We start from the raw sequence: 18,428 nt of genomic DNA on the forward strand, positions 1-18,428 counted from the left end.
TGAATCAGCGCCGACGCACTCATAGCATTAACATTATGTAGCAGTTGCGAGGCGAGTGAAGTTGGCACATTTTACTACCTTAGAGCAGACAAATTCATCGGCAGCCCTGAAATTAAGGTAAGGCCGGCAAGCAAGTGATTGGCCTCCTTTTGATAGCTACACAGAAAACCTCATGAGCACAGGTGAACCGGAAAACATGGCAGAACTTTTCCAAGTAGGCAACACAGTCATCCAAGCGCATGAAATTCCCTCGCTCTTAAATCGCTATCAGTTAATGCCCCAACTTTTGCGAGGCATTATCATTGACCAAGCGATCACCGGCATCACTTGCACTGACGAAGAGCGTCAAGCAATCATCCAACAGTTTTACCAGCAGCACCAGCTGAGTTCGGCCCAAGCACGGGACGCTTGGCTGCAAAATCAGGGGATGACCCAAGCGCAGATGGAAGAGTTCGTAGTTCGCCCCCTACTCTTAGAAAAATTTAAAACAGCTACCTGGGGAGCCAAAGTAGAATCCTATTTTCTCACCCGCAAGGGCAGCTTAGATCAAGTCGTTTATTCCTTAATCCGCACCCAAGATCCGGGAATGGCTCAAGAAATTTATTTTCGCATCTCAGAAGGCGAACAGTCTTTTACGGAGCTTGCCAAAGAATACTCTCTAGGCCCAGAAGCCCGCACAGGTGGTTTATTAGGGCCGGTTCCTCTTTCTCAGCCTCACCCAGCCATCAGTAAACTTCTGTCTGTCAGTAAACCCGGTCAACTCTGGCCCCCACGTGTTCTGGCCGAATGGTTTGTAATTATTCGATTGGAAAAATTTCTACCGGCTCGCCTAGATGACTCGATGCGCCGTCACCTCATTGATGAAATGTTTGATAACTGGATCAAAGAGCAAATCCAGCAAGTCAGACCCTTGCAATCTCTTTTGTCAGCAACTCCAACTTCGGCGTGATTAAAACAGTTAATTGTGGCGATCCCAATCACTACCGACCGCAACAAGTATTTAGGATCAAGCCAATATAAATTTTTTTGAGTCAATCGGTTTCAAGCAATTCCAATCTCCTCTAAATTTGCCAGCGATCATAAAATGCTACACCCAACACAAAAGCGCTTTCATTAGCGCTAAAATGCTTGAGGGTGGATGGCTGCTTGTGAGAGCTGTATTTTGCCAAGCCGGCAAAATTACTGAAATGGGGCATCATAACGAGAATCGGCTTGGAATTAGTTGAGATTTGTTGACATGGAGAGCAACAAATAATGGCTTAAAGTTACCATCGGATGAAAGCGACCCACCCGAAGCCAAGTTCAAAACTTCCGGTATGACCCAAACAGTTTCCCCGTCTCAAATTCCTGCTTTTTTGGCGCAAACGGCCCCGTTCGATCGGCTGGGAGTAAATGCTTTACAAGCGATTGCAGCCAAATGCCAACTCCTGCGTTACCGCACGGGGCAACCAATCTTTGAACGCGAGAAAATGCCCACTCAGGTGGTCATGATTTATCAGGGGCAAGCCCGATTGTTAGGCTATGACCAGCGCATACAGATGCCCGTCAGCTTAAAATTAGTGGGTTCAGGAGAAATTTTAGGCTGGGCCGGCTTGGTGCGAAACGTACCATGCGAAACAGCGATCGCCTCTACAGAAGTCGTATGTATCAGCCTTTCAGCCGCAGACTTTTTAGCCTCCCTAGACGCAGAACCCGTCCTGAGCCAAGCCTTTCGCGAGCGCCCCGCCCTTAGCGAAGTTTTTGAACTCTTAAGTGCAGAACTCCAGCGCAGAGCCGATGGAGTTGCAAATCTCAAAGACTTAGCATTCCGAATTTGGGAAGATTCGGTTGTCTTAAACTTACCACCCGGCCAGCTGAATCTCGCCAAATTAGACCCCAATCGGGTTTGGCTAGTCAGCAGTGGCGAAGTCGGAGATTTTCCTACAGAAAGCCGGCTGTCCCTTGACGGCTCACAGCGCGTCTTATCTGTGCAGGGGAAAAGAGGAGCCAGATTGCTTGGCTTGCAGTTTCAAACTGAAATGACCAGCCAAGCCGCTCAAGAAGTAACCGTTATCCAAGACTCAGCCCCATCCGACGGCATCACCGCCGGCCTTGAGCGGTTACCCCCAACTCCTACCTACCAAATAACCGACGCTCCGCCACGTCCCCCAGAGCCGGAACCAGACCCTTTCGCACCACGGGCGAAATACCCGTTTGTCAAGGGAATTGGCCCCATTAATGCGCCCTTAGCTTGCTTTCAAATGTTAAGCAAGCATACTGGCGTCACATTTCGTAAGGACGTTATTCGCCGGGTACTCGATAGCCAGCTGAAAACCAAAGGGCAAATTTCTTTACAAACCTGCGGAGCTGTAGTAGAGATGATGGGGCTGCGTGCCCAACTGGTGCAAGTTCCTGCAACAGCAGTAAACCGGCTTAAAGCACCTGCCCTGATTAGCTGGAAAGATAGCTTTGCCATCATCTACAGCATCACTGAAAAAGAGCTGGTCATGGCCGTGCCAGAAACCGGCATTATCAAGAAGGTTCCCAAGGAATTTGTAGAAGCTTGGGGAGAAGTCGGGCAGATACTGCTGCTACAAGTTCCTCAAGGGGAGCGAACGGAAAAGTTCAGCCTTAACTGGTTTATTCCATCAGTTATTAAATATCGCGGCGTCTTAAGCCAAGTCTTCATTGCTTCATTCTTTGTCCAGCTGTTCGGGTTGGCCAACCCGCTGATCACCCAGGTCATCATCGATAAAGTGCTGGTACAGCGCAGTATCGAAACCTTAGATGTTTTGGGGTTCTTTTTGCTGGGTGTAGCGCTGTTTGAAGCCCTGCTGACCGCCCTACGAACCTATTTATTTGTGGACACCACGAACCGAATTGACCTGAGTTTGGGTTCGGAGGTGATTAACCATTTAGTCCGCCTGCCACTGAACTACTTTGACAACCGGCGCGTTGGTGAACTGGCCGGTCGGATGAATGAATTAGAAAGAATTCGGCAATTTCTCACCGGCACAGCCCTGACAGTGGTACTCGACGCCGTCTTTTCAGTGGTCTACATCGTCGTCATGTTCATTTACAGTTGGATACTGTCAATTGTGGCATTGGCGACGGTGCCCTTATTTGCCGCCTTAACCCTGCTCGTATCTCCCATCATCCGCCAGCAGTTACGCAGAAGGGCCGAACGCTACGCGGATGCAGAATCTTATCTTGTTGAAGTCCTTAACGGGATTCAAACCGTCAAAGCGCAGAACATAGAACTGCTAGCCCGCTGGCAATGGCAAGAGCGTTATGCCCGATATGTCAGTGCCGGTTTTAAATCCGTATTAACCTCTAGCACCGCCGGCTCAGTTAGCGGCTTCTTGCAAAAACTCTCAGGCTTACTCATCCTGTGGGCTGGGGCACATTTGGTCTTGAACAATGAGCTGAGTTTAGGTCAATTAATCGCATTCCGGATTATTTCAGGCTATGTCACCAGCCCCCTGCTGCGCTTAGTACAGCTGTGGCAGAATTTCCAAGAAACTGCTTTGTCCATTGAACGACTCAGTGATATTCTGGATGCGCCTTTAGAAGCAGACGCAGATAATAGGAATAATATTCCCCTGCCGGAGATTCAAGGAAATGTCAAATATGACGGCGTTTCATTCCGCTTTGCCGCCGCTGGAGCGCTGCAACTGGTTAATATCAACCTAGAGTTTCCCGCCGGCAAATTTGTGGGCATTGTCGGTCAGAGTGGCTCCGGTAAAAGTACCTTGATGAAATTACTGCAGCGCCTTTATGACCCCCTCTCCGGTCGCATTCAAATTGATGGGTACGATATCACGAAAGTAGAACTGTATTCCTTGCGCCGGCAGATAGGCATGGTTCTCCAAGACACCCTGCTATTCAATGGCTCCGTGCAAGAAAACATCGCCCTCAACAACCCAGAAGCTACCACAGAAGAAATTATTGAGGCTGCAAAAATTGCCTTCGCCCACGAGTTTATTATGTCTCTGCCAAATGGCTATAACTCAGTCGTAGGAGAACGGGGTTCAGGTCTATCTGGGGGTCAGAGACAGCGAATTGCCATCGCCCGCACGGTATTGCAAAACCCCAAACTGCTCATTTTAGATGAAGCAACCAGTGCCCTCGATTACGAGTCAGAACGACAAGTGTGTGAGAACTTGAGGGTTGCCTTTAAGGGGCGTACCGTCTTTTTCATTACTCACCGGCTCTCCACCGTGAGGAGTGCGGATGAGATATTAATGATGGCTCAAGGTTCTGTCGTCGAGCAAGGCACCCACGACGAATTAATGGCCCTGAAAGGGCTTTACTATTGCCTCTATCAGCAACAGGAGTCACAGCTGTGAAATCTGATTCAGTATTTGATCAACCCGTCATTCTAGAGCAGCCAGCGATCTGGTCACAAGTCTTTGTTTGGCTGATTGTCGGCGTAACAGCATCGGGTCTGATTTGGGCAGCGGTTGCGAATGTTGAGCAAGCCATTCCCGCCACAGGCAAATTAGAACCAAAAGAAGCCCCTAGAGAAATAAGAGCGCCCACCGGCGGAGTTGTCCGTGAGGTTCTCATTGACGACGGAGACTTTGTTAAACAAGGCGAAATCCTACTGACGTTTGACCCCACCTCACCCGAAGCTGATGTGGGATCTTTGAGAAATCTCAAAGAATCTCTGATTCGCGAAAATCAGTTTTACTCCTCAGTAGATGGCACTAGCCCCGCAGGCAAAGGCTCCGATTTACAATCACTGACTAAACTGCGCGAGAACTTAATCACACAAAATCAATATTACCAAGCGTTGGCGAATGAACCCGATGGGTTAGTCGGTGGCAGCGGCGCGTTTGACGCCACCCAAGAGCGACTTTTAGGAGCCAGCCGCGCCGAGTACCAGTCTCGCGTCCAGGCCGCCCGTTTGCAAGTTCAGGAATTGGAAAAACAGCTTTCCCAAACTCAAGGACAATTATCATCAGCCCAAGAGCGACTAGCATCGGCTAGGCAACAAATCCCCAAGGCTCAAATCCAATTAGCAACGGCTCAAAGACGAATTGAAACGCTCCAGCAACAAAAAGCAAAGACCGAAGAGGTGCTAGAGCTGAATAGACAGATTTTATCCCAGGTGTCCCCATTGGTGGAAGAAGGGGCGCTGTCTAAGCTGCAACGTCAACGTCAAGAGCAAGAAGTCTTGACTCGCCAAGCTGAAGTGCTATCAGGAGAATCAGATCTGCTGACAAGCCTCAATGATATCGAAACGCGGCAGCGGGAACTGTTAACCAGTCAGGATGAAATCACGGCACGCCAAGCCGAAGTCAACCGGCTTAGCGATGAAGCGCAGCGGATTGCCGTGCAAATTGAACGGGCGAAGCAAGAATTGCAAAATACACAAGAGTTGTCGAGAAAAGACGTTCTCACGAAAATTTCAGACAATGAAAAGCAAATTGCAGAAATTGATTCCCAATTAGGAAAGTCTAAGCTGGAAAATCAAAAAACGATGGCCCGAATAGAAGGGGAGTTGACGAAGGCTCAACAAGCTCTTCAATATCAAGAATTGCGGGCACCCGTGAGCGGTTTCGTGTTCGATCTCAAAGCATCATCTGGGAGTGTCGCGCGGGAAACTGATCAAGAGCCGATTCTCAAGCTGATTCCCAATGATAAGCTGATCGCCAACGTATTCATTCAAAATAAGGATATTGCGTTGGTCAGAGAAGGAATGCCGGTGGATATCAACATTGAAGCGTTCCCGGCAATGGAATTTGGCACGATTGAAGGCAAATTGCTCTCGATTGGGAAAGATGCTTTGCCGCCCACTCAAGAACGCCCCTACTATTCTTTCCCAGCAAAAATTGAACTGGATCGTCAGTATTTTAAGGTGAGTGATAAACAGATTCCCATCCAGTCAGGGATGGCAGTCCAAGCGACGGTGAAGATCGGTAAGCGGACTGTGATGGAAATGTTCTTGGATCGGATGGGACGGAAAGTGAAGACTTTAGAGACGGTGAAGTAAAAAAAGTAAGGGAGTGATGAATAATGGGTAATTGGGGATTTTCTCGTTCTCCACTTTCCCTTTCTACTACTCCCTTCTTGAGGGCTTGTGCGTCAATGAATATTTTGCCCACTGAAATTCCAGATGTTTTGATTGTTGAGCCTAAGGTGTTTTCAGACGCCAGAGGCTTTTTTTTTGAAAGTTTCAACCGGCAGGCTTTTGCCGAAAAAACCGGCGTCACCGCTGAGTTCGTCCAAGACAACCACTCCCGTTCCGCCCAAAATATCCTGCGGGGTTTGCACTATCAAATTCAACAACCGCAAGGCAAACTGGTGCGCGTGGTTGTCGGTGAAATATTCGACGTGGCAGTCGATATCAGAAAAAATTCGCCCACCTTTAGCAAATGGGTGGGATGCCGGCTGAGTGCCGAAAATTGCCGGCAACTGTGGATACCACCTGGGTTCGCTCATGGCTTTTTAGCGGTTTCCGAAGTTGCTGAGGTGCTGTACAAAACAACTGAATACTACGCGCCCCAGTACGATCGGTGTATCCTATGGGATGACCCGGATATTGGGATTGACTGGCCGCTCAATGGTGCTTCGCCGATTTTATCTGCGAAAGATCAAGCCGGCAAGGCTTTCAAAACAGCAGAGGTGTTTGAGCATTAAAAATTATCCGTAGAATGAAGCCGGGATTTAAAGATTAAGGACAGTCTGGGAAAAATTTACGCATTACTGTTGACTTTTTTATGCAGCGAATTTTAATCACCGGCATTCATGGGCAACTGGGTCAAGAATTGCAGCGCACGCTCGCCCCAGTTGCGGACGTTACGGGTGCCGGTCGCGATACCCTCGATTTAGCCGATCCAGACCTTGTTCGTCAATTTGTGGGCGATCTGAAGCCGGATGTGATTGTCAATGCCGGCGCTTATACGGCTGTGGATAAAGCGGAAAGCGAACCGGAACAGGCTACGGCGATTAATGCGACTGGCCCTGGTATTTTGGCAAAAGAAGCCCAACGGTTGGGGGTGAGGCTAATTCACATTTCCACAGATTACGTGTTTGATGGCGAAAGCAGCCGGCCTTACCTGGAAACTGACCCGACGAACCCGCTAGGGGCTTACGGTCAGTCTAAGCTGGCAGGAGAAGAGGCAATCGGGGCAGCCGGTGGACAGCCGATTATCCTCAGAACAGCTTGGGTTTATGGGGTTGGTGGCAAAAGTAATTTTGTGAAAACCATGCTGCGCTTAGGTGCTGAACGTGAGGAACTGCGGGTGGTGGCCGATCAAGTGGGCAGTCCAACTTGGACGGGGGATTTAGCCGGTGCGATCGCTCAGTTAATTTCCCAAAAAAGTCCAGAAATTGCAGGCATTTATCACTACACGAACAGCGGTGTCGCCAGTTGGTATGACTTTGCTGTAGCCATTTTTGAAGAAGCAAAAGCGCTGGGTTTTCCCTTAAAAGTTGAACGCGTGATTCCAATTACCACTGCCCAATACCCCACACCGGCACGGCGTCCCGCTTATTCTGTCCTGTCCTGTGCGAAAATAACGGCAGTTCTGGGAACCCACCCCCCTCATTGGCGGGAGGGACTCAGGAAGATGCTTGCAGAACTATCCCAAAGTGCTGATTCCTGAGTGCTGAGTTCTGAGTTTTGAGTGAATTTCTTAGTCCCTAGTCCCTAGCCCCTAATCCCTAGCCCCTAAAATATGAAAGCTCTGATTCTCTCTGGTGGTAAAGGAACCCGTTTGCGCCCCCTCACTTACACCGGCGCAAAACAGTTAGTGCCAGTTGCCAATAAGCCTATTCTATGGTATGGAATTGAAGACATTGTTGCCGCCGGCATTACAGACATTGGCATCATCATCAGCCCAGAAACCGGCAAGGAAGTCGAAACGAAAACTGGCAACGGCGAACGTTTTGGGGCAAATATCACTTATATTCTGCAAGAACAGCCGGCTGGTTTGGCCCACGCTGTCAAAGTTGCCCATCCTTTTTTAGGCGATTCTCCCTTCATTATGTATTTGGGAGATAACATTATCCAAAGTGAATTGACAACGTTCTTAAATACTTTTAAAAAGCAACAATTGGATGCCCTGATTATGTTGCGTCGGGTTTCCAATCCCAGCGCATTTGGGGTAGCAAAAGTCGATGAAAACGGACGGGTTTTGCAACTGATAGAAAAACCCAAAGATCCTCCCTCTAATTTAGCGTTAGTAGGGATTTATTTCTTTGCAAACACAATTCACGACGCAATTGCTAATATCCAACCCTCAGCCCGTGGGGAACTGGAAATTACCGATGCAATTCAAAAACTGATTGACCGGGAGCAAAAAGTAGAAGCTTGCACCCTAGAAGGCTGGTGGCTGGATACGGGTAAAAAAGATGATTTACTCGAAGCCAATCGGATTATTTTAGATACCCAAATCACGCCTTCTATTGAGGGAGAAGTTGACGAGAAAAGTCAAATTATTGGGCGGGTACAAATTGGCGCTGGCACTAAAGTCGTTAATTCCTCAATTCGAGGGCCGGTGATTATTGGTAGCGACTGTTATTTAGAAAATTGCTTTATTGGCCCTTATAGCAGTATTGCTGATGGTGTGACTCTGATTGAGGCAGACTTGGAACACAGTGTGATATTGCAGAAAGCGACAATTGCCGGCATTCACCAGCGGATTGTGGATAGTGTAATCGGGCAGAGAGCACAGTTGGGTGTCGCCCCCCGCCGCCCGAAAGCGATCCGGTTTATGATCGGGGATGACTGTCAAATTGAACTGGCGTGATCTACCTGGTTACGGTTAACTATTATTCGACTGAATTGCTTGAAAAACTAATCACTTCAATTCAAGAAAATAGAGATATTTTCTACAAAATAGTGATTGTAAATAATTCGCCGGCTGATTTATCTATTAATTCTTTAAAGAATGGTAGAGAAATCTTAATTTTGGATGCCGGCGAAAATATAGGATTTGGGAGAGCGTGCAATTTAGGGCTGAATTGGGTTTACGATCAAGAGCCTCAAGCGATTGTGTGGATTGTAAATCCTGATGCTTTATTATTAGAAAACTCACTCAAAAAAGCCGGCCAGTTTGTGGCAGCTAACCCAGAAGTTTCTATCACCGGCACCAGTGTTTACGAACCGAATGGGAAGGTTTGGTTTGCCGGGGGGCAATTTGCACCAGAAAAGGGCACAATTATCGCCGATGAAGGGGTATTACCCTCTGATTGTTCGCCATACGTGCCGGTAGACTGGGTAACGGGATGCAGTATGCTGATTAACCTCAAGCATTTTCCTGAGTGCCCTCAATTTGACTCAGACTACTTTCTTTACTATGAAGATTTTGATTTCTGCCGGCGCTATGCAAAGCAGGGACATCTCATCGTTTTTACCTGTGACATTAAAATCATTCACCACCCTTCCTCAATTACCAGCCGCCACCCGGATTTAAAGCAGCAACACAGTATTTACAGTTATCTCCTCGCTCTAGAAAAACATACGAGTCCCAGTGTATTATTTTCTAGACTAGCGAAGATTTTTTTATCGGCGCTGATTTCCCTGCCGGTGAAACCCAAACTGGCAGGGAATAAACTCAAAGGTGTGGTGAAATATTGCAAGCGAGTGCTGCCGTTGTGGCCAATCCACTTCTAATTAATTTATCATTTCTGATTGCTGAGCCGACCGGAATCGCAACCTATGCAAATAATATTATTCCGCAACTTCAGCCGCTAAATCCAACGTTATTGGCGTCTCAAGAGGTAGATCCTTATAGCTACTATCCAGTGCCGGCAGATATGACGCCGGATCAAGGCACAAAAGGACATTTGCGAAGAATTCTTTGGACGCAGTTTCAACTGCCGGCAATTTATAAAAAGCTCAACGCGAATTTGCTCTTTTCCCCGCTTCCAGAAGCGCCTATCTTTTCTAATTGCCGTTATGTTGTTACCGTCCACGATTTAATACCCTTGCGGTTTCCGAAACGGTTTTCCAGGCTAACAGCATATTTTCGTCATTACATTCCCCAGGTTTTAAGGCAAGCTGAGCATATCATTTGTGACTCCACAGCAACGGCAAATGATGTCACAAATTTTTTCAATATTCAGCCTGAAAAAATGACAGCCGTACCCTTAGCCTATGATACGGAGAACTTTCGATTTCTCGATTTGCCGACTAGCAATTATTTCCTTTATATAGGCCGGCATGATCCTTATAAAAATCTGCATAGGTTAGTCGAATCATTTGCGGCTTTGCCCAATTACAAGAATTTTGAATTGTGGTTAGCCGGCCCTGCCGATCGGAATTACACGCCTGAACTCGCCACGCATATTGAAGAGTTGGGTTTAAGTGAGCAGGTAAAATTTATCGGCTATGTGCCCTATGAAAAACTGCCGGTGTTGATGAATCAGGCAATTGCCCTGGTTTTTCCCAGCCTTTGGGAGGGATTTGGTTTACCGGCACTGGAAGCAATGGCGTGTGGAACGCCGGTGATTACATCTGGGCGCTCATCTTTACCCGAAGTTGTTGGGGATGCAGCATTGTTAGTTGACCCCTACAACGTCAGAGAAATTACTGAGGCAATGGTAACAGTGGCAACCCGTTCAGGATGGCGAACGCGCCTGCGGGAACTCGGTTTAGCGAGAGCCAGTCAATTTAGCTGGGCAAAAACGGGCAAAAATACAGCAGAAATCTTAAAAAGATATATTTAACGCTTTTTTTCGCGTTAATTCATTGCCGAACTCAAGTATATCCGGATTTTCGTTTTTCTTAGGGTTAAGTGGTATAGCTCATGGAAATGTTATTCTCCACTGTGAGTGTGTTTGTGTGGAGTGAATTAAAAATATGGTAGCAACACCAGCTCGGACTCAGTATGGCTTAATCAACCCGACCGTGTCCTTATCACAAGCGCCGGCAGTCAAGCCGGTACAACCAGCCAACCGGCCAGAAATCGATCCGGTTTGGCTAGGCCGCCAATTGCCAACAACCGCCTTATTTGGCACAGATGGCATTCGCGGACGAGTCGGAGATATTTTAACTGCACCCTTGGCGATGCAAGTCGGTTTCTGGGCCGGCCAAGTTCTGAAATCGCACGCCACTATGCCAGGGCCAATTATTCTGGGACAAGACTCCAGAACTTCCAGCGATATGTTAGCGATGGCTTTGTCTGCCGGTTTAACTTCTGCCGGCTTAGAAGTCTGGAACCTAGGATTGTGCCCAACCCCCTGCGTTGCCTATCTCACCAGCATTTCTGGGGCTGTGGGTGGAGTGATGATTTCTGCCAGCCACAACCCGCCAGAGGATAACGGAATTAAATTTTTCCGCGCCGATGGTTCAAAATTATCTTCAACCTTGCAACAGCAAATAGAAGCCGGATTGCGAGGAAAAACAGAAACGATTCCCACCTACAGTTGGGGGCAATATTACCACCGGCCTGAATTGGTGAGCGAATATGCCGAGTCTCTACAGCGCCCCTTGCTGCCGGCGGGAAGCCTTCAGGGAATGCGAATCGTTTTAGATTTAGCTTGGGGCGCTGCCGCAAACCTCGCGCCGGCAGTGTTCAGAGAAATGGGCGCAGAGGTAATCTGTTTGCATGATCGGCCCGACGGCAATCAAATTAATGTCCATTGTGGTTCCACCCATCTAGAACCGCTACAGAAAGCCGTGTGGCAACACGCCGCTGATATGGGGTTTGCTTTTGATGGGGATGCCGATCGGGTTTTAGCCGTAGATAACCAAGGCCGGCCTATTGATGGCGATTACATTCTCTACCTGTGGGGCCAAACCCTTCGTAAAGCCCAACAATTGCCGGGAGATTTGATTATTGCCACCGTGATGGCTAATTTAGGCTTTGAACGTGCTTGGAAAGAGCAGGGTGGCCAACTGATGCGGACATCAGTCGGCGATCAGTACGTTCAAGCTGAAATGATCCGGACTGGTTCAATGTTAGGTGGTGAGCAATCAGGCCACATTTTATGCCGGCACTATGGCATCACCGGCGACGGTTTGCTAACCGCTTTGCACATTACCGCCTTGGTAAAACAAGCCGGTGAAACACTGGCATCACTCATCGATCAAAGCTTCCAAACCTATCCCCAATTGCTGCGGAATGTGCGCGTAGAAGATCGGGAACGCCGGCTCAACTGGCAAAATTGCGACGCCGTACAAACCGCCATTGCCAAAGCGCAAGACGCAATGGGAGATCAAGGACGAATCCTTGTCCGCGCCTCTGGTACAGAACCATTGATCCGCGTCATGGTAGAAGCCGCCTGCCCGGAACTCACCCGTTACTGGACAGAAAACTTAGTTCTAGCCGTTCAGCAGCATTTAGCCGCCTAGGGGAGGTTTGAGGTTTGAGGTTTAAGGTTTGAGGTTTGAGTTTTAAGTTAATAGCTCAATGCCCAATCCCCCATGCCCCATGCCCAATGCCCAAAACTTAGATTCGCCATTAGCCCTCAGATGCCACTAAGCTGGTAGCTGAGGGCTGATTGCTGAAAGCTTAAAAATTCTTCAATGCTGAAATCTAAGGCCAAATCAAAGCGGAAATCTAAGAAATCCAAACAGCAACCCACGGCTGAAAAGCTCCCCCTTAGTAAAAAAGAGCAAAAAGCACTAAAGCGACAGGCAGCGCGTGAACGCAAAGAAGTGATGAACACAATCACCCCCGCTGTGTTTGCCTCACTTGCGATTGGTATCTTGCTGTTTCTCCTCAAAGGCCCAAAACTCGCGATTGCCGGCTGCGGTGGATTTCTTGCCCTAGCACTTGCTTTTAAATACCCCCGACAAGCCCTTTGGGCATTCCTAATTTACCTACCTATTAATGGCACCGTCACTTATTGGGTAGGCGGCGGAAATGCAGTCTTTCAACTTGCTAAAGATGCGCTTTACTTTCCAGCCCTTGTGGCCTTAGTTCAGCATTTGAAACACAGCCGGCTGCCTCTAATCATTTCTAAAGGTCTGGTGCAGCCCCTGCTCATTCTGCTGACAGTTTGTATCTTGACATTAATAATAGTTAATGGCTCCCAGCAGTTCTCTCCAAATCCTGGCGGGAAACCCATCTTATTAGGAATTTTAGGTCTAAAAGTTTTTATCGGATACGTCCCCTTGATCACGTGCGGTTACTACCTCATTCGCAATAAGCAGCAATTTCTGTTCCTGACTCGGCTGCACGTTGTTCTTGCACTGATTTGCTGTAGCCTAGGTTTTTTGCAGTATCTAATGCTGCAAACTGGGGTGTGTGAAGGTACTCGTAATTTACAAGGAGCTGAATTATTTAAGGCAACCACAGATGCCAAGTGTTTAGTGGGGGGGTCTCTCGTTTTTACCCCTCAAGAGAATGTGATCCGCTTACCAGGAACGTTTGTTTCGCCTTGGCATTGGGCTTGGTTCTTGATGTCTAACACCTTTTTAACCTTTGGATCGGCCTTTAGTGACCCTTCTTTACTCTGGCAAATTGCGAGTTTTGCTTCTTTGGCAGCCGTTATTATCAATGCAGTTATTTGCGGTCAAAGAATTGCCCTGATTGCAGTGCCGGCAATTATTATAATTCTACTGATTCTTACTGGGCAAGTAGCAAACTTAAAACGTTTTCTTCCCATTGCAGGGGGAATTGGCCTTTTGGCAGCTGCTGGTGTGGCAATATTTCCTAAGCTTGTTCAAGATCGGATCAAAAGTTTTATTGAGCGTTGGCAGGCTTCACCTCCTACAGAATTTTTTGCTAATCAAGTGCAGTTTACTGTTGAGGGACAGGCAGGATTATTGGGCAAAGGTTTGGGACGTGCAACAAACTCGGCTCGTGCCTTGGGTGACACACAGCTAATAGAAACTTGGTTTCCTAAATTACTTTATGAAATCGGGCCGATTGGGTTGATTGCGTTTCTAATTTTTGTGACAGCTTTGAGTGTGGTTACCTTTAAGGCTTACCGTTCTCTTAAGGATAAGAATCTACGAAGTTTTGGGGCTTGTTTATGGGTGTTTGTTTTGTTTGTTAGTTATAACCCTTATTGGTATCCACTAGATACCGATCCAATTGCAGTTTATTACTGGTTTTTTGCCGGCGTGATTCTTAAATTGCCGGCACTGGATCGCCAAGAGCAAGAAAAGCTTCAAGATGCCGAACCCAATTTGCTTTTTGATGCTAGAAAAGAACGCCTGAAAAAAAATCGGCGTTCGGCATTCGCATAAAAACCTTATTTTGAGTTTCCACTTTTTCGGGACAGAAGATGCAAGCTGTAAATGAGCCTTTAATTTCTGTAATTGTTCCCACTTATGGACGGGAGGAACCTCTTCGACAAACTCTGACAGATGTATTGCAGCAAGATTACCCAAATTTTGAAGTGCTTGTTGTTGATCAAACGGCGAATCATGAACCAGAAACGCAACTTTTTTTAGAGCAACTCTTCTCTGCCGGCCAAATTCAGTGGTTTCGGGTAAATTGGGCAAGTTTGCCGGCTGCTCGTAACTATGGCGTGCGTCGGGCGTCTGGGGAAATTATTGTGTTTATTGATGATGATGTGCGGCTGCCGGCTACTTTTTTAGCAGCTCATGGACGAACCTATCAAAAAGCATCGATAGGGGCAGTTGCAGGACGGGTATTTGACCGAATGAAACTGACTGATTCAGGCGGGGATTTAACGATTGAATATCTTCCTCTAGAGGCGGCAGATCCTGGCATTGCTTGGTATTATATTGACCTAGTGCATACGGTAAAGCCTCAGTCGGTGATCTCAGCGAGAGGCTGCAATATGTCGTTTCGCCGGCAAGTTTTTACTGAGTTTGACTTAAGTTTTGATGAGCGATTTAAGGGCAGTGCGGTGCGAGAAGAGTCTGATTTTTGCCTGCAATTTCGCAAAACCGGCTACGAAATTTGGTATGAACCCGAAGCGCATTTAATTCACTTGGGTGAGGAAACCGGCGGTTGCCACGATATCAGCACTCGCTCAGCTCAATATCAGATTAATCTTTATCATAATCACTTTTTAATGGGGTTTAAAAATCTCACAGCTTCTCAGTGCTTGAAATTCTTTGCTCGTTTATTTGATTGTCAAGTTTTAGGCCATCCTCCTTGCAACAAAAGCGGTTCTTTGATTAAGACTGTGGTGCGAGCCGGTTTCTATACTCTCGGTTTTTTAAAAGCGCTTGCTACAGTGGTTCAATCGACTTGGGATGATGGACAAATCTACAGCCGACAAGATTCTGTGTAGGTGAGCTAGCTATCGAGTAAAAAGCAATTTGGTAGGGATTATTTTAACCACAGATGATAGCAAGTATGAGAAAAGATTTGTAAAAGTCTCAATTTTATTGAGCTAGAAAGTGTTAAATTAAAAATTTATTGCATAATTTCTGCCGGCCTTTACATTCAGTTGCATCATGATATTTTCAAATCTATTGCGGGGTGATCGAATTCGACTCACTGCTTTAACATCAAAGGATCTCACCACCGTTGCCGGCTGGCATGAAGATGCTGACTTTTTACGCATGGTAGATGCGCGTCCAGCAACTCCTCAAACTGAGGAATTGCTAACACAATGGTTAGAAGAACGGCACAAAGCAACAGATGCTTTTGTTTTGGCAATGCGAGGTAAAAGTAGCGATGATTTAATTGGGGTTATTGAATTTGAAGGAATTCTCTGGACGCATCAAGTGAGTTGGATGAGCATTGCAATTGGCAATCGTAGTAATTGGGGCAAAGGTTATGGTTATGACGCTATGCAACTTGCCCTTGTATTCGCTTTTGATGAACTGAATTTATATCGGGTACAACTAACCGTTTTTAGCTACAACGAACGTGCAATTGCTTTGTATGAAAAGTTGGGTTTTCACCGTGAAGGTGTCTACCGGCAATTTTTACAGCGCGACGGCAAGCGCTATGATATGTATTTGTATGGACTCTTGCGCCCAGAATGGGAAAACGTCAAAATTCACTAATTTTTATTCGCTAAAATTTGCTCGTAAGCTTGAATTGTTTGTTGGGCAATTGTCTCCCAATTATAATACTTTAAAGCATAATTCTGAGCGTTTAATCCTCGCCGTTCGCGCTCATTTGCATCCTTTAACGCTAATCTTAGCGTATCAGTAAGCGCTGCCACCTTACAGGAACACACCCAGCCGGCTTCTGCTTGCTGCACATCCTCCCAAATATGCACTTGATCGGAAATAACCACCGGCGTTCCTGCAGCCATCGCTTCTGCTACTGCAATTCCAAAGTTTTCGTAATAAGAAGGCAAAACAAAAATCTCAGCCTTTTCTAGCAAAGCCGCTTTAAAATTACCAGAAACAAAGCCGGTTACTGTCGTGTGTTTGGCAAGGGAGGAGTTTGCTATTTCTTTCTGAATTTTAGCCTCATACTCAGGATCTTGGGGGTTATTTCCGGATAAAATAAAGTGAAAATTCAATCCTTCAGCGAGGATTTTTTCTAGAGCCGGCAACAGTAAATCTAGTCCTTTTTTAGGATCGATTCTGGACATGAAAAGCAGTAAAGGGCTGGTTAATTTTAAATTATTAAATTGTTGATTATTAATTCTATTTTTGTTAAAGTTAACTCCCAAAGGAATTACTAAATCCTGTGTGATTAAACCAAATCGTTCTGAAATCTTAGCTTCCTGTTGACTGGTGAAATGAATAGCAGCAGCCCCGGCTAAATTAGGCCGTTCAAACAAGGCTGCATAAACACGCTTTAGCTGCTTTTTCTTTTGTAGATCAGCAGGATCAAGAGTGCCTAAAGGACGCAAAATATAAGGTAAATTTCTAGTTCTCGCCACTGTTGCCGCAGCCGTACTCACCGGCGAAAATAAGGCATGAATATGGGCAAGATCAAAGGCTTTTGCGTGCCGGCTTAGCCAACGCAGCAAGTCAAGAGAAAATTTGTAACGCCGAAACGGAGCACAGGGAAAATAATACACCTGATAACCATTTTGTTCTACTGGTCGGTTTAATGGTACATCTAGCGGTGGCTGACCCACATCTCCGTTAGAATTGGTGGTGAGAATGGTTACTTCAATTCCTTTGCCGGCAAGTGCTGCGGAAAGTCCTAGCACCATTTGACTGGGACCCCCGTAGACTAGAGAAATTGAAGGGATGATTTGCAGAATTCGCATATTTTGAAGATTTTTTAACCGCAGATAAACGCAGATAAACGCAGATGGGTTAAGGGTTGGTGTCTGAGATCAGCTGATAATGGATGTTTTTGCTGGTTGAGTTAAGTGGCTATTTTGCAGGATAAGGAGAATAAATTATTTATTTCAGGATTAAATGTTGGAATGGATAGGCTAATCTTTGTATTTTTCAAATAAGCTCTTTATAAAATTCAAGTAATTGCTGAGCGAGGGCTTTATTAGTATAGTTTTTCTTAACTCGTTTACAACCCTTTTGTGATAAGCTTTTAGCTAATTCTGGCTGATTTATTATCTGACTTAAGCAATTTTTTAGTGCTTCTGCATTTCCTTCTGGAAAGACTAAACCGGCTTCTCCAATAACATGAGGAATTTCCCCAGAATTGGAACCGATAACTGGCACTTGACAAGCCATTGCTTCGATCAGCACATGACCGAATTGTTCTTTCCAACCGGCAGCCGTTAAAGTTTTAAATTTGTTAGTGGTTTCGGAGGACAAAACCAAGACATTCATTAGGTTAATATATTGGTAAACTTGGTCATGAGGAACGGTTTCAACCCAAATTAGTCGATTTTGCAGGTTATTTTCTGTCGCCCATTCCATTAAAGTTTGCTGTAATTCTCCCCGCCCTACCAATAACCATTTCCAAGGGAAATTTTGCAAGTCTGTTAAAGCTTTAGCGAGAGTCAGTAAACCTTTCTCTTCCACAAATCTGCCTACAAATCCCACGACAAAATCATTTGGCTGAATATTTAAGTTATGGCGTAATTCTGTCTGAGGTTGATGTTGAAATAAGGTTTCATCTACACCCAATTGCGGCATCACTTGAACCGCGCCTTGATAGCCACGCCCGCGCAAAATTTCAGCGCCATCCTGATTGCCGGCAATTAAACCGTGAGTGTGGCGCAAATTATAAGCCTCTAATTGAGAAATCGGCCATTTTAAATGGTATGGCAAATTCCACCAAGTAAAAAACAAGTTTTTTGCATTCAATCCCAGCAGCCGGTTGAGCGTAATTAACTGAGCATAAGCCAGGGAACGAGAACCCTGTTCCACCTGAATAATATCAGGTTGAAACCGGCGCAATAGCTGAACTAAATCAGCCCCAAAAGTGAGCAGTCCTTGGTGATTCTTACTAAAATTAGAAACCGGCACCACTTTAAAAGACCCTTCATCAAGAAATTGCGTCTCAACCGTCTGGTTTTGCACACCCCCTGGTTTCCACCGGCGCGGCACCACAACTGTCACCTCAATCCCCGGTTCCAAATTAGCTAAAATTCGCAATTTCTCACGGTTGAGGTCAACAATATAAGTGTGGCTGGCAACTAAAATTCTCATAAAATGGGAGAATAAATAGACAAGGGAGTTC

Annotated in this window: 15 protein-coding genes; 12 read left to right on the forward strand and 3 right to left on the reverse strand. The window is 46.3% G+C overall.

What is annotated here, in order from left to right; all coding sequences use genetic code 11:
• Positions 1 to 196 precede the first annotated feature (196 nt).
• The gene (locus tag H6F56_RS03155; RefSeq protein ID WP_190665494.1) at positions 197 to 949 is read left to right on the forward strand and encodes a peptidylprolyl isomerase; all 753 of its coding nucleotides are present in this window, start codon (positions 197 to 199) and stop codon (positions 947 to 949) included.
• A gap of 112 nt (positions 950 to 1,061) precedes the next feature.
• Here H6F56_RS03155 and H6F56_RS03160 read toward each other — a convergent pair whose 3' ends face one another.
• On the reverse strand, positions 1,062 to 1,199 hold the full coding sequence (locus H6F56_RS03160; RefSeq protein WP_190665398.1) for a hypothetical protein: 138 nt from the start codon (positions 1,197 to 1,199) through the stop codon (positions 1,062 to 1,064).
• A 117-nt stretch (positions 1,200 to 1,316) separates the two neighbouring features.
• On the opposite strand from H6F56_RS03160, the gene H6F56_RS03165 reads away from it, so the two are divergent.
• The 11 genes from H6F56_RS03165 to H6F56_RS03215 all read left to right on the forward strand — a co-directional run bounded on the left by H6F56_RS03165 (position 1,317) and on the right by H6F56_RS03215 (position 15,874).
• On the forward strand, positions 1,317 to 4,328 hold the full coding sequence (locus H6F56_RS03165) for a peptidase domain-containing ABC transporter (RefSeq protein WP_190665399.1): 3,012 nt from the start codon (positions 1,317 to 1,319) through the stop codon (positions 4,326 to 4,328).
• Positions 4,325 to 5,977, forward strand: coding sequence for an HlyD family efflux transporter periplasmic adaptor subunit (locus tag H6F56_RS03170; RefSeq protein WP_190665400.1), 1,653 nt, complete (start codon positions 4,325 to 4,327; stop codon positions 5,975 to 5,977). The genes H6F56_RS03165 and H6F56_RS03170 overlap by 4 nt, the downstream gene beginning before the upstream one ends.
• A gap of 95 nt (positions 5,978 to 6,072) precedes the next feature.
• Positions 6,073 to 6,624, forward strand: a complete 552-nt coding sequence (rfbC, locus tag H6F56_RS03175; RefSeq protein ID WP_190665495.1) for a dTDP-4-dehydrorhamnose 3,5-epimerase — start codon at positions 6,073 to 6,075, stop codon at positions 6,622 to 6,624.
• A gap of 80 nt (positions 6,625 to 6,704) precedes the next feature.
• Positions 6,705 to 7,592, forward strand: a complete 888-nt coding sequence (gene rfbD, locus H6F56_RS03180; protein ID WP_190665401.1) for a dTDP-4-dehydrorhamnose reductase — start codon at positions 6,705 to 6,707, stop codon at positions 7,590 to 7,592.
• Between the two features lie 72 nt (positions 7,593 to 7,664).
• Entirely contained in the window at positions 7,665 to 8,738 is a 1,074-nt protein-coding gene (locus H6F56_RS03185; RefSeq protein WP_190665402.1) for a glucose-1-phosphate thymidylyltransferase, read from the forward strand.
• The gene (locus tag H6F56_RS03190) at positions 8,735 to 9,604 is read left to right on the forward strand and encodes a glycosyltransferase (protein ID WP_190665403.1); all 870 of its coding nucleotides are present in this window, start codon (positions 8,735 to 8,737) and stop codon (positions 9,602 to 9,604) included. The genes H6F56_RS03185 and H6F56_RS03190 overlap by 4 nt, the downstream gene beginning before the upstream one ends.
• Positions 9,586 to 10,659, forward strand: coding sequence for a glycosyltransferase family 4 protein (locus H6F56_RS03195; protein WP_190665404.1), 1,074 nt, complete (start codon positions 9,586 to 9,588; stop codon positions 10,657 to 10,659). The genes H6F56_RS03190 and H6F56_RS03195 overlap by 19 nt, the downstream gene beginning before the upstream one ends.
• Positions 10,660 to 10,792: 133 nt before the next feature.
• On the forward strand, positions 10,793 to 12,286 hold the full coding sequence (gene glmM, locus H6F56_RS03200; RefSeq protein WP_190665405.1) for a phosphoglucosamine mutase: 1,494 nt from the start codon (positions 10,793 to 10,795) through the stop codon (positions 12,284 to 12,286).
• 174 nt (positions 12,287 to 12,460) lie between these two features.
• Positions 12,461 to 14,131, forward strand: coding sequence for a hormogonium polysaccharide biosynthesis protein HpsL (hpsL, locus tag H6F56_RS03205; RefSeq protein ID WP_190665406.1), 1,671 nt, complete (start codon positions 12,461 to 12,463; stop codon positions 14,129 to 14,131).
• Between the two features lie 38 nt (positions 14,132 to 14,169).
• Complete coding sequence (gene hpsN, locus H6F56_RS03210; protein ID WP_190665407.1) at positions 14,170 to 15,150, forward strand: hormogonium polysaccharide biosynthesis glycosyltransferase HpsN; 981 nt, start codon at positions 14,170 to 14,172, stop codon at positions 15,148 to 15,150.
• 166 nt (positions 15,151 to 15,316) lie between these two features.
• Positions 15,317 to 15,874 carry a GNAT family N-acetyltransferase gene (locus H6F56_RS03215; protein WP_190665408.1) on the forward strand — a complete coding sequence of 186 codons (558 nt, stop codon included), beginning with the start codon at positions 15,317 to 15,319 and terminating at the stop codon, positions 15,872 to 15,874.
• Here the strand turns inward: H6F56_RS03215 and hpsP are convergent.
• Together hpsP and hpsO are read right to left on the reverse strand one after the other, a co-directional pair.
• The gene (gene hpsP / locus H6F56_RS03220) at positions 15,871 to 17,043 is read right to left on the reverse strand and encodes a hormogonium polysaccharide biosynthesis glycosyltransferase HpsP (RefSeq protein ID WP_190665409.1); all 1,173 of its coding nucleotides are present in this window, start codon (positions 17,041 to 17,043) and stop codon (positions 15,871 to 15,873) included. The two genes, H6F56_RS03215 and hpsP, sit on opposite strands and share 4 nt — an antisense overlap.
• A gap of 187 nt (positions 17,044 to 17,230) precedes the next feature.
• The gene (gene hpsO, locus H6F56_RS03225; protein ID WP_190665410.1) at positions 17,231 to 18,397 is read right to left on the reverse strand and encodes a hormogonium polysaccharide biosynthesis glycosyltransferase HpsO; all 1,167 of its coding nucleotides are present in this window, start codon (positions 18,395 to 18,397) and stop codon (positions 17,231 to 17,233) included.
• Positions 18,398 to 18,428 lie beyond the last annotated feature (31 nt).

The organism is Microcoleus sp. FACHB-672, from assembly GCF_014695725.1.
Lineage (GTDB): Bacteria > Cyanobacteriota > Cyanobacteriia > Cyanobacteriales > Oscillatoriaceae > FACHB-68.